The following is an 11855-nucleotide window of genomic DNA, read 5'->3' on the forward strand; positions in this document are numbered from 1 at the left end:
AAAAAGTAGCGCGTAACTCCAATAACCTCCCACCTACGTCATTTGATCGTAGGCAAGCCTCCAGTTCAACCCTCTGATTTTAGCATCAGTCTTGTAGTTTTTTTATTTGTACACAAACTATTATTGAGGAAGCGATACCTGTCAAGCGATACCTTGCATCGGCAGAGGGTCGCACGGGGAGAAAGACACTTCGAGCTGGCGATCCCGGGCGCTTTCGGCAACCGTGATACGTATACCTTCCTGCGATGCAACGAAGCCGACACTCTCCCCATCCAGACGGACGACAAAGATGCTCTGAATGTTGACGCCCGGCAGCTCGATGTGGCCACTTTCGGAGGTTGGCGCGATAGTGCAGGCAAACCGCCCCTCTGCGATCGTGATGCGAGAGAGCGTGGTCCGCAGATCGGTCTTCAGCGTCGTGCGCTCGTTTAGCGTCATCACAAGATTCCCGGCTTCGACGCTTAGACGCAGCGCTCCCGAGGGCGACACCATCGGTCCGAGGACGATATCCTGCCCGATGTTGCGCACGGTCCAGCCCGTCCACGGATCGAACTCCACACTCTCGCCGGTCGCCATCAGCGGCAACATGGCGGCCCAGATATAGAACGGGTCGGTATCGCCCTGATCCATGGCCTCGCCGGTCACCGCGTTGTAGTTTTCAGAGGCGATGCGATCCTGCCGCCAGGACTTCATGAAGAGGTCGTAGCTCTGGCTGGCAAGCTTGCTCGCTTCCGCAATAAAGCCGTAACGGCGCAGACCGAGCCAGACCATGTAATTGACATTCGGCCAGATGCGTCCGCGCCAGTAGACATTGTCGGCGAAGGCAGGATCGTCGCGCGTCGCATTCGGAAGCACGCAGTCGCCGCCAAAGGTGCTCGCGTCGCTCAGATGCTCGAGGAGGCGAGCTGCCTGCGCCGGCGTCGCCGCACCGCAGAGCAGTGGATAGAAGCTGGTCGGAGACAGGGACCGCACGAAGCCACCACGACGCTGGCGGTTGGCGAAGATGCCACGGCTTTCGTCCCACAACGTTTCTGAGATGAGTGTGCGGCTGCGCTCGGCCAGTGCTGCGAATTCGCGCGCATCGTCATGCTTGCCGATCACGGCGGCCATCTTCGACAACATTTCGGCGTCAAGCGCCGCTGCACAGTTGAGGCCAAGGTCGAAGGTCGACAAAGTGCGGGTGACGGGATCGTAAACCGCCTCGTCATGGGTGGCGGAGTTGTCCATGCCGGTTTCGTTGCGAGCCGCAAAGGCTGTGCCTTTATAGAGTCCTTCGCCAACATCCGATGTGCCACAGGAGAGCAGACCAAAGCCGTCAGGATCGCGATTTTCCTGCCACCAACGCCGATTGCGCACCAGCGCATCATAGCTCGCCTGGATCATCGAACGTTCGCCGGTTCGCTGGTAGAGCTGCCAGACAACCAGCGCGCCGAACGGCAGCTGGGTGCGATCGACCCATGCATCGTTGGAGGTGACGATGCAGGCAATGTTGCCCTGCGGCGTAGCACTCGCCATTGCCGTCGCCATGTTCTCGCGCGCCAGATCCGCATCGAACACGCCAGCGAGAAGTGCTGCGAAGATCTGGTCGTTGAACCAGACGGCAAATTTCCCGAGGTTCCAGATCCGCGTCACCGCCGTGTACGGACGCGCGTTGGTTTCGTCCCAGATGGTGTTCCAGGCCACCACGTCACGCATCGCGTCGAGTGAGCCTTCGAACAAGCCGGTCTGCGCATCGGAGATATCGGCGGGTGCTCCGGCGGCAAGGCAGGCCTGTGCCTTCGCAATGGCAAGCTCCGCACTGTCGGCAACACCTGCGGCATAGGCGCCCCTGCGCATCATTTCGAGGTTGAAGCGCAAGGCGATGACCGGTGCCTCGTTTTTGCGGGTGGCGGTATAAAAGTAGCCATTCTCCTCGAAATCCGCGCGCAAGGCTTCGATCGTGTCATGCCCGGTTACATGCACCGGTGCCTCAGCGGTCGCGACCGCCACAAACCGGGTGCCAATCTTCACGAGGGTGACGTTTCTCCCTGCATCGTGGATAGCGATCTCACCGCCATCGGAAGAGATCGCAAGCGTCAGCCAGAAGCGCAGCCCCCATTCGGCCGACACCTTGCCGTCCCAACTGCCGCGAACGGCAAAGGGATCGGTCTTCGTCGTCGAAAAAGCCACGGTCGTGCCGCTGTGATCTGTCTCCAGCTCGATCAACGAGCCGTCGATCGTGTGACGTCCCAGCCGAACGGTATCGCGGCGTGGCTCGATCGCGGAGGTCGTCTTGCTGCGGGTAGAATACAGGATCGGCGTGATCCGAACGCCGAGCGGCAGGAAAACCATTTCCGCCGGTCTGTTGGACCAGCTGTTCCAGGCACGCATCAAGGGGATCGTCGAATGTTGTGGCATGGCTCTATGGTTTCCGGTCAGTTTAGCAACGGTATGAGCTTCGGTGCGGCAGTCAATCCACTCTTGCCGAGACTGTCGCCAAGATGGGGAGTGTTGTTGTAATAACGATTTGCGGCGATGTTGGCGACATGCAGTTCCAGCGAATGGACGCCACGCATCAACTGCCCCAAGGCAGACCGGTAGGGCCGCCAGCCTCGGCGATCGCTTTACGCGTCGTCTAACCGCGCGGCGACCACGGTATCGGCTCCAGACAATTCGAGGAGCCAATCGGCTCCATCGCCAATTTCGAAGGTCAGCCGGGAGATGCAGGCGCCGGAGAAATCGGCAAAGCTCTGCGTTTCCCGACGTCGAGACATCACCATGCAGAATTGGCGAGACATCACCCGCCTTCAAACTGCCGGATCGCGGCAAAGAAGAGAGGCGATGGTTCTTGTGGATGATGTTCGGCGAGTTAACCGGCCCGATCGACAAGCCAATCGTTATGACATCACCCCATAGGCGCGCTCTTTGCCGTGGTGCCGCGCTTGCGCTTTAACGTTGCATAACAACCTCATGAAGTCGCTGTTGCGCTGTTTGCGGGGACATATTCGAATCGTTGAAGAAATCGCCAAGGATACCGATCCAACCCTCCGACATTTGCGTGGGCATCGCCATGGACTGAGCGCTGACCACGCTCTTCTTCTCAGCGATCATCTGCAGACCAAGCTGGCCGCAGCGATCGAGGCTGCCTGGATCAACGTCGGTGCGTACCGGGAGGGAACCCTTAATGCGACTGAAGGCGACCTGATTGTCTCGATCCAGTACCATGCGCGCAAAAGCCTGCTGTGCCTCTGCGGCTCCTTCGCGGTTGGTCAACGGAAAGGCGAAAGCGTCGATCACCATGAAGTAAGCGATCGCGGTGCCTGGCACCAGACTACAACCGAAATCCTTGTCGACCGTGTAGCCGCGGGCCACGAGCTCGCCCTTGACCCAGTCTCCCATGAACTGCATGCCGGCCTCGCCCCGCCCAACAGCCGCAGCGGCGTCTGCCCATGTCTTGTTCGCTCGCACTGCCGCAGGCTCGGCATATTGAGACAGACGGCGCAACATCGCCAGCGCCTCGATCATCCGGGGATCGGCAACCATCTCCGGGTCACCACTGATGACCCGGGCATACCCCTCCGCACCCAGCTTATAATACATGATGTCGTTGAAAATCAGCGACGCCTCCCAGCGACCTCCACCGAGAGCAATAGGCAGGCGACCATTCGCCTTGATCTTGTCGGCGGCCGCAAAAATCTCGTCCCAGGTTTGTGGTGGCGATAGACCGACCTCATGGAAGACAGCCGGACTTGTCCAAAACCAGTTTTCCGCATGGATATTGGTCGGTGCAAAATAGATCTTGCCCTTGTAGCTGATGCGGTCGAGCACAGTGGCGGGGAGAACGTCGCGCCAATGGTCTGCCTGAGCCACCTGGTCGATGTCCCGCACAATCCCCATTTCCGGAAGTTCGCGTGAGCCCTCATTGGCGTTCCACTGCATAACCGCTGGCGCGTAGCCATTTGCGATACGCTCGCTCACGACCCTCTGGACTTCCACCTTGTTCTTGGTCGGCATATCGGCCCATTGGTTGCCGCCCGCGATCCATGCCTGCCTGAAGACGTCGAGCGCCGCCGCCTCACTCCGCGAGACCCAAAAATGCACGACGTCAACCGCCATCGCTTGATCGGCAGCCGCCGGCTGACCTTGGCACAGGTTCGCAAGCACGATGGCTGCTGCAAAACTTAACCGTTTGAACGTACGCTTCATTGCCGTCTTTCCTTGGGCATGAGAAAAATCAACCCACTGTTTCTGAGGGATTGAGTGGTTGGCTTCCCGTCAACCATCCGGTGGTGCGGCCGATATCTGACCTCGCCGCAACACTCTTTTTAGAACCGGTGAACCTCTTCGGTAGGTGCGCGCCTGCTCTGGCAGCAGGCTGCGGCTTGGCGAATAGATAGCCCTGGCCGATCTCGCAGCCGGCGCTTAAGAGAAAGCGCCGCTGAATGTCGGTTTCGATGCCTTCGGCGACACAGCGCTTGCCAAGGTTACGGGATAGATCGACCATGGCGCGAATGATCTGCTCGGACCGGATGTCGGTACCGATGTTGGCGACGAAGCTGCGATCGATCTTCAGTTCGTCAAAGGGAAAATCTCGCAGATGCACCAATGAGGCAAATCCGGTCCCAAAGTCGTCGAGCGAGATCGACAGGCCGTGTTCGCGGAAGCGCGTCACCGTCCCGAGGATCTGGTCGGCGCTGCGATTGATAAAGACGTCCTCGGTCACCTCCACCGCGAAGTCGCGCCAATCGAGCCCGTTCTCGCGAATTGCACCCGCGAGCATCTCGTAACCTTCCTCGCCGACCAGCAAGGCCTCGGGCAGGTTGATGGCGATCGGCCCGGGTATAAGCCCCGCGTCTTTCCATGCCCTGAGATCATGACTGACGATCGCTACCACCGCGCGGGTCATGCCACGAATGAGATGCGATCCTTCCATCAGCGGCAGGAAACGGCCCGGGGCAAGTATGCCGAGTTCGGGGTGACGCCAGCGCACAAGTGCCTCGAAGCCGAGATGCTCACCGGTCAACAGGCTGACCTTCGGCTGGTAGTGCACAATGAATTCGTTGCGATCCGCCGCGACAACCAAAGCAGCGGATAGTTGGTTCGCCTCCAGCCGCAGCGCAAGCGATGCTTCGTCGAAGATGACAACGGTGCTGCGTGCGCTCTTCGCTGCGTAGAGTGCAAGGTCGGCGATGCGAATAAGGCTTGGCTCGTCCGTCGCATGAATTGGTACAAGAGCGCCGCCGATGCTGGCCGATATCTGAAAGGTGTGCCCCTCGAACAGAACCTCCACTGCAATCGCTTCGATAGCGCGATTGGCGACCATCGCGAGCGATGCTGCATCGACAATCCCGGGCAGAAGCACGGCGAACTCGTCGCCGCCGAGACGCGCGACAACATCGCTCGAACGGAAGGTGTTCTGGAGTGCGGTTGCGACATGGCGCAACACTGCGTCCCCGGCAGGATGTCCAAAGCTGTCGTTGATGTTTTTGAAGCGATCAAGGTCTATAACGAGCATGGAAAACCCAGCTTCTTTCGTCTTCAAACCACTGAACAAATTACCGATAGCGCTATTAAATGCTGATCGATTGTCGAGCCCGGTGAGGGGGTCGGTATGCGCAAGTTGCGTCAATTGGTTCTCGAAATCCATCGTCCGACGGTGTTCGTTGCGCAATTTCTTCAACAGTGGACTGAAGAGAAATGTGCTCGCCAGGATTAGCGTTCCGGCTATCAATGCGAGAAGGGCGGACATGATCTTCTTGGCGTTATCAATGCTGATGTCGCTGCGGTTGTGAGCGCGGTCAATAAGGTCGCTGAATTGGCGGATCAGGACGCTGTCCGACGAAACGGCAAAGTCGATTGGACCCCAGAAGGTATAGCGTTGCCGACGATCTTCTTTCGAAGCTGCGGCCACCCGGGCGGCACGATCAAGAAAGTCGTCAAGTCGCCCACTAAGCTCAACACGCAACTCCTCTGAGGTCTCGTCGCGAGGATTGAGCTCCTCGAGGAAATTCTGCCCGATCCTATGGTGCAATTCCTCTAGCTGGCCGCTCATGGTTCGAATTTCAGTAATGGCCCCGCGGATGTCCTCGACCATCGGCGCGATGATGTAATCCGGCAAATTGGAATCTGCCGAGGCCCGCATCAGTGCCCGCGTCTGATTGGCGAGCTGCTGAAACCGGATAAACTGACTACTGGTGAGAAAGCTGATGTTCTGCTGCAGGGAATGACGATCAAGGGCGATCATGACCGTTAGATATGTGGCCCCTATGAGAAATGTCATAACCACGACGGCGTTGAGATAGTGTCGCCCTATGGATCTGATATATCTTTCGACTGAATATTGCGTTTTGGTCAGCGGGTTTGGCAGTTTCAGCATCATATCGTCGAATTCCTCGTAGACGCTCGCATCCAGGCAGTTGTTCGGCGCTCCCTTACATGTTCGTCGCGCGCAGCTTCGCTATGTTCCATTGCGCATAGTCCGTTCCAATGTCTTGCCGCCATCTGGTCGACTTGCACCTGATTTTACCAACGGGCAGCTTTCCCTCTCACGGGCTTGACTGCTGATCGCGTCATGCATGGATTAAGCCGATTTCCCGTGGCAGGAGTGCCAAAGCTTCCAGTCGCTCTAAGCGGCCAGATCTCCCTCACCGTCCTGCCCGAACATGCGTTCGAGGTTCAGAAAACAGATCATGCTGTCGTGCTGGGCGATGATGCCGTCGGAATAGCCGGTGCCGCCGGGCACGTTCATATTGGGTACCGGTTGGAGCAGCGCTGCATCAATCGTCAGAATGTCAGAAACGCTGTCGACAACGAGCCCCATCGCCGCGCCATTGATCTCGGCGACGACGATAGCGCTGCGTTCTGTTGGCGCGATGCTTTTCATGCCGAGTTTCAAGGCAAGGTCGATGATCGGGATCACGGCACCGCGCAGGTTCATCACACCGACGACATCAGCCGGTGCGTGGGGTATCGGCGTTGCAACAGCCCATCCGCGAATCTCACGGATGGATGTGGTCTTGACGCAGAATTCCTGGTCGTTGAGCCGAAAGGCGATGATCTCCAGCGTCTCGCCGCTACGTTGGGTATTTTGATGAAGCGCGCTCATTAAAACTCCTCCCAGCTTTCCTTCACCGCGACTGCCGCACCGCCATAGGCTCTGGCAACGTCGGCGACCATTCTACGCGCTGGAGAAGCCACGGGCTTATGATCGGGGAGAGCCTGGACGGGAGAACCCTTCACGGGGGCGATCGGGCGACGCACTGCCGCGCGCGGCACCTTGTTGTCCTCTCCACCAAAGTTGAACTGGGAGATCAGCTCGTGCAGGCGCCCCGCTTCATTGGCAAGTGATGCGCTGGCCGCATTGGTCTCTTCCACCATGGCGGCATTCCGCTGGGTGACCTGATCCATCTGATTGACCGCCGTGTTGACCTCGGCAAGCCCGGTCGACTGCTCCCGCGCGGAGGTGGCGATCGCGTCCATATGATGGTTGATCGTGACGACGTATTCCTCGATCGTCCTCAGTGCCCCACCCGTATCTCGTACCAGTTTGACACCACTTTCCACCTCGCTGGTGGAGGTGCTGATCAGATCCTTGATCTCCTTGGCAGCCTTGGCGGAACGCTGGGCGAGTTCCCGCACTTCCTGTGCGACGACGGCAAACCCCCTGCCCGCTTCGCCCGCACGGGCCGCCTCCACGCCGGCGTTCAGCGCCAGAAGGTTGGTCTGGAAAGCGATCTCGTCAATGACGCCGATGATGCTGGAGATCTGTTTTGAGGACTGCTCGATGCGCTGCATGGCATCGACAGCATTGGCAACGACCTTGCCCGACTGCGCAGCACTTGTATTAGCCTGGACGGCCACCGCACGCGCTTCGTCGGCACGCTTGGAGGAGTTCGAAACATTGGCGGTGATCTGATCGAGCGCTGCGGCCGTCTCCTCAAGCGAGGCTGCCTGTTGCTCGGTCCGTTTCGACAGATCCTCGGCGCTCCGGCTGATCTCGCGTGTTCCGTTATCGATCGAATTGGTCGACTGGGCAACCGAGCGCAAGGTTCCGCTGAGCTGGGCGACCGCCGCGTTGAGGTCATGGCGAAGAGATTCGAAATCCGCGGCAAAAGGCTCTGTCAACTCGAACGAAACATCGCCGGCGGCCAGTCGCTTCAAGCCAAGAGCGAGACCGGATGACGCATGCTGCATCTCCTCTTCCGCAATCCTTTTGGCTTCAATACTACTGCGAAGAAGTTCCTGTTCGCTGGATTGTCGCGTAGCCGCAGCCTCGGCTTCAAGCTCGCGTGTCCTCAATGCATTATCCTTGAACACCTGCACGGCGCGGGCTATCAAACCGATCTCGTCAAGACGCGCGGTACCCTGTGGCGAAACGGTGAGGTCACCGTTCGCGAGCCGCTCAATCGTCCTGGTGATCCCGACCAGGGGCTTTGCCACTGCGCTGCGGACCACGAGGAAAGCGCTGATGCTGAATATGGCCAGGCCGCCAAGGATCATCCAATACGTGGTCAAGATGGCGCTATTCGCCAGCTCGGTAAGGTCCTCGTTGATCTTGATCTTCTCGCCTTCGGCGGCCTGCGTCATACCGTCAATGGCCTCGATGACCGGATCGAATGCAGGTTCGCAACTCAACATATAGCTGGCCTGTGCGGCGGCGAGGTCTGCCGTCGACGTCGCTGTTTCGCCAAGCTTGGTGGAGACGGCACAAGCCTCGGAAAACAGTGCCGAAGCTTGGCTTGCAATCGCTTCATACGCATCGGCATTTTTTGGATAAGCACTTTTCGCGGCATTAATCTGCTCCACGAAGTCTTTCTTTGACTCTGTAATCTCCCCGAGAGCGTCGTTACGCCTATCATCGTCGGGGGCTATCGTCAGGCCGGCAATGGATCTTCCAGCGGCAACGAGCGCGCGTCCCGCGCCGGACAGATTGAGGGCGGCCTCTGCCTGATGCTCGCTGGCGCTGCTGTATCCCGCTTCAATGACATGCATCTTGGCTGTTGCGAAGAAGACCGAAGCAATTGTCAGCGATGCAAATATTGCAAGCATCAAACCGAGTTTGGCCTGAAGCCTGAGATTCCTGAGGAAATTCATATATTCTCCTGCATTCCATAAAAAGGCGATGTTGCTCTTCCAGAAATTAGGACCTTCACAGACACACCAATGAACCCGACCGATGGGCCGAGGAAATTCAGAATAGATCGAATGAGCCATCCTGAATGTAAGCATCATTTTTGAGGATTGATTGCATCATGCAATCATAATGCGCGCGCTATACTGCAGATGCAGTTCTTGTCGCTGGCGCCGCCGTAAAACTATTCACTGCAGCAAACTTGCGCACTACAGCTAAGCCGAATTTCTTTAATAAACTGCTATCTAAAAATTCTGGACGCCTTGGAACATATGAACGCCGCGCACTTAGGATAGAATTGCGTATTTCGGATAAATATATGCCGTTCGTCAGCTCTTAAGGAGCCTCACTCGACAAGAATTCGGCAGACATAATATGTTGAGAACCGCCGGGTTAGAATGCGGATGCGGACAATGCCGATCCAGGCTTCAACAGAAGCGATCGATTTGTCCCAATCCTTGGCTGATCGGCGTCAGCGATCGCACCCTCAGATGGCGAAGTGAACAAAGCCAAGCGTGGTGACACCCAGTTCGCAGCAAGGGCCTGGAGGCATCAAGCCAATATCAGCCCCTTGAACTGCGGGAACACGGCACCTATCTGCGGCTCAACCCGCTGGTCCGGGCCCCTCTGGTGAGAGCCGTCGGCGCTCTTGCGATGTCGGACCTTTCCGACATCTCGTGCCGACAGAGGTTCCTTTCTTGGAAACGTCTTTGTTTTTCGTGGAGTGGCTGGGAAAGCCGCTCTGGATGTGGGCAGGCTTCATCGCTCTGGTCATCGCAATTCTATCATTCGACCTTGGGATCTTGCATAAGGAAAACAAGGAAATCGGCGTCGGCGAAAGTCTCAGGCTTTCGGTGCTCTACATTTCGCTCGGCCTCGCCTTCGGCGGCTGGGTCTGGTGGTACCTCGGCGCTGACTCCGGCCTTGCCTACATGACAGGTTTCGTCGTCGAAAAGACCCTGGCGCTCGACAATGTCTTCGTCATCGCACTGATCTTCGCCTTCTTTGCCGCCCCGCGCCTCTACCAGCACCGGGTACTCTTCTGGGGTATTCTCGGCGTGATCGTGTTGCGTGCCATCATGATCGGTGTCGGCGCGACACTGGTGGCCGAATTTTCGTGGCTGCTTTACGTGTTCGCGGCGTTTCTCATCATAACCGGCATCAAGATGCTGGTGATGAAGGACGCGGAACCCGACGTTTCCAACAATCCCCTCGTCCGCTTCATGCGAAACCGGTTCAACGTCACCGACACGCATCATGGCGAGCAGTTCTTCGTGAAGCAGGCCCATCCGACCACCGGCAAGATCGTCTGGTTCATCACCCCGCTCTTCATGGCCCTGGTCATGATCGAAGTGGCCGACGTCATCTTCGCCGTCGACTCGGTTCCCGCGATCTTCGCGATCACCACGGATCCCTTCATCGTCTACACCTCCAACATCTTCGCCATCCTCGGCTTGCGCGCCCTCTATTTCGCGCTGGCGGCCATGATTCATCGCTTCAAATATCTGAAGCCGGCCCTGGCCGTCGTGCTGGTCTTCATCGGCTCGAAGATCTTCGTTGCCGACATGCTGGGCCTGGAAAAGTTTCCGGCCGCCCTCTCGCTCGGGATCACCTTCGCGATCATCGCAAGTGGCGTGGTCTGGAGCCTGCTCAAGACGCGCGGCCAGGCGAACAACGCTTAAAGCCTGCGACGCACCTGCTGAAGTGGCAGGTGCGCTGCCCCTCCTCTCCCAACAAACGCCCAACAAGGAACAGACATGCTCTCCAACATCATCGCATGGCTCTTTGCCACTTTCGCCATCGCTCCCCTTCAGGCCGAGATCGAGCGATACGCCGCCGCCGCAAATCTGCCGGTTGAGATCGTCCAGCAATCACGGACGTGCTTGTCATCGCAGGTACCCCTACTGGTACAACGTGCATCGGAGGATAGTTACTGGACCGTCTCCACCATTGTCGGCGTGGCGACCGGCTGGAGCGACCCGGCGGACCTGCTCGACAAGAACAATCCGGCTTGCGCTGATATCATTGGCCTCATCAAAACCAAAAGCGCTGATGCCACCTGACAAATTACAAAGCAGATCATTCCTCGGATCCGGAGTGGTGAAATCACATGACTGAACAGGCAGCCGGTACGGCACGGCAGGAAGAGATGGCATCCGTCCGTCTGAAAGAATTGGCAAGGCTGGCGCAATTGCAAGGCGGCGTCAGCTTGAGGGACGTGCCATCCAATCTGGGCCGGACCAGTATGGCTTTCACCATTCTTTTTCTGGCACTGCCTGCCCTCACGCCGATACCCGGACCGTTCGGGATGGTGTTCGGGAGCGCGCTGGCTCTTGTTGCCGTACAAATCGCCATGGGACGTCAGACGCCTTGGCTTCCGGCGTTCCTCAACCGGCGCAGACTGTCGCCGGCAATGGTGGATCTCATCGTCCGCTACAGCGTTCCGATCATTGCCAGAGTTGAGGCAATCATCCGCCCAGGGCGCCTGGCCATTTTCACGGGCAGGATGATGCAGTGGCTGCTGGCATTTCCGATCTTCGTGTTGGCGGTTGCTATCGCGCTGCCAATCCCGTTCGGCAACTTTCTGCCGGTTCTTGCGCTGACGGTGATTTCCATCGCACTGATGGCAAGAGATGGGCTCGTAACTCTGATCGGCCTGATGCTGTGCGCACTCGCATTCGCCGCCACCGCCGGGTTGGTGCAGGTCGCCATTGCGAGTTTCAACGCGCTTGGCTCCTGAGCAAGC

Annotated in this window: 8 protein-coding genes and 1 pseudogene; 3 read left to right on the plus strand and 6 right to left on the minus strand. The window is 58.1% G+C overall.

Going from position 1 to position 11855, the window contains the following annotated elements; translation table 11 throughout:
- Positions 1-141 precede the first annotated feature (141 nt).
- From HB780_RS12295 to HB780_RS12320, 6 genes and pseudogenes are all read right to left on the minus strand, one after another.
- Complete coding sequence (locus HB780_RS12295) at positions 142-2397, minus strand: MGH1-like glycoside hydrolase domain-containing protein (RefSeq protein ID WP_183688081.1); 2256 nt, start codon at positions 2395-2397, stop codon at positions 142-144.
- A gap of 17 nt (positions 2398-2414) precedes the next feature.
- Positions 2415-2738, minus strand: a pseudogene (locus HB780_RS12300) (carbohydrate-binding protein); the annotation flags it as partial.
- A 190-nt stretch (positions 2739-2928) separates the two neighbouring features.
- Positions 2929-4185 (minus strand): ABC transporter substrate-binding protein, encoded by a 1257-nt coding sequence (locus tag HB780_RS12305; RefSeq protein ID WP_183688083.1) that lies wholly within the window; start codon positions 4183-4185, stop codon positions 2929-2931.
- 28 nt (positions 4186-4213) lie between these two features.
- Positions 4214-6358: a putative bifunctional diguanylate cyclase/phosphodiesterase gene (locus HB780_RS12310; protein ID WP_286202934.1), complete on the minus strand. Its 2145-nt coding sequence runs from the start codon at positions 6356-6358 to the stop codon at positions 4214-4216.
- A 246-nt stretch (positions 6359-6604) separates the two neighbouring features.
- On the minus strand, positions 6605-7084 hold the full coding sequence (locus tag HB780_RS12315) for a chemotaxis protein CheW (RefSeq protein WP_183688085.1): 480 nt from the start codon (positions 7082-7084) through the stop codon (positions 6605-6607).
- On the minus strand, positions 7084-9072 hold the full coding sequence (locus tag HB780_RS12320; RefSeq protein WP_183688087.1) for a methyl-accepting chemotaxis protein: 1989 nt from the start codon (positions 9070-9072) through the stop codon (positions 7084-7086). Before HB780_RS12320 ends, HB780_RS12315 begins: the two co-directional genes overlap by 1 nt.
- Before the next feature lie 783 nt (positions 9073-9855).
- Here HB780_RS12320 and HB780_RS12325 point away from each other — a divergent pair.
- The 3 genes from HB780_RS12325 (at position 9856) to HB780_RS12335 (ending at position 11849) form a co-directional block, all read left to right on the plus strand.
- A complete protein-coding gene (locus HB780_RS12325; RefSeq protein ID WP_183689707.1) occupies positions 9856-10791 on the plus strand; it encodes a TerC family protein in 936 nt (311 codons plus the stop codon).
- Positions 10792-10866: 75 nt separating this feature from the next.
- Positions 10867-11172, plus strand: a complete 306-nt coding sequence (locus tag HB780_RS12330; RefSeq protein WP_183688089.1) for a hypothetical protein — start codon at positions 10867-10869, stop codon at positions 11170-11172.
- Positions 11173-11219: 47 nt separating this feature from the next.
- Positions 11220-11849 (plus strand): exopolysaccharide biosynthesis protein, encoded by a 630-nt coding sequence (locus HB780_RS12335; RefSeq protein ID WP_183688091.1) that lies wholly within the window; start codon positions 11220-11222, stop codon positions 11847-11849.
- The last annotated feature ends 6 nt before the right edge of the window (positions 11850-11855 follow it).

This window comes from Rhizobium lusitanum (genome assembly GCF_014189535.1).
GTDB classification, from domain to species: Bacteria; Pseudomonadota; Alphaproteobacteria; order Rhizobiales; family Rhizobiaceae; genus Rhizobium; species Rhizobium lusitanum_C.

What these genes read in the sequence shown, in the direction of transcription:
- HB780_RS12295 (WP_183688081.1), bottom strand. Translation starts at nt 2,397, where the DNA reads ATGCCACAACATTCGACGATCCCCTTGATGCGTGCCTGGAACAGCTGG.
- HB780_RS12305 (WP_183688083.1), bottom strand. Translation starts at nt 4,185, where the DNA reads ATGAAGCGTACGTTCAAACGGTTAAGTTTTGCAGCAGCCATCGTGCTT.
- HB780_RS12310 (WP_286202934.1), bottom strand. Translation starts at nt 6,358, where the DNA reads ATGATGCTGAAACTGCCAAACCCGCTGACCAAAACGCAATATTCAGTC.
- HB780_RS12315 (WP_183688085.1), bottom strand. Translation starts at nt 7,084, where the DNA reads ATGAGCGCGCTTCATCAAAATACCCAACGTAGCGGCGAGACGCTGGAG.
- HB780_RS12320 (WP_183688087.1), bottom strand. Translation starts at nt 9,072, where the DNA reads ATGAATTTCCTCAGGAATCTCAGGCTTCAGGCCAAACTCGGTTTGATG.
- HB780_RS12325 (WP_183689707.1), top strand. Translation starts at nt 9,856, where the DNA reads ATGTGGGCAGGCTTCATCGCTCTGGTCATCGCAATTCTATCATTCGAC.
- HB780_RS12330 (WP_183688089.1), top strand. Translation starts at nt 10,867, where the DNA reads ATGCTCTCCAACATCATCGCATGGCTCTTTGCCACTTTCGCCATCGCT.
- HB780_RS12335 (WP_183688091.1), top strand. Translation starts at nt 11,220, where the DNA reads ATGACTGAACAGGCAGCCGGTACGGCACGGCAGGAAGAGATGGCATCC.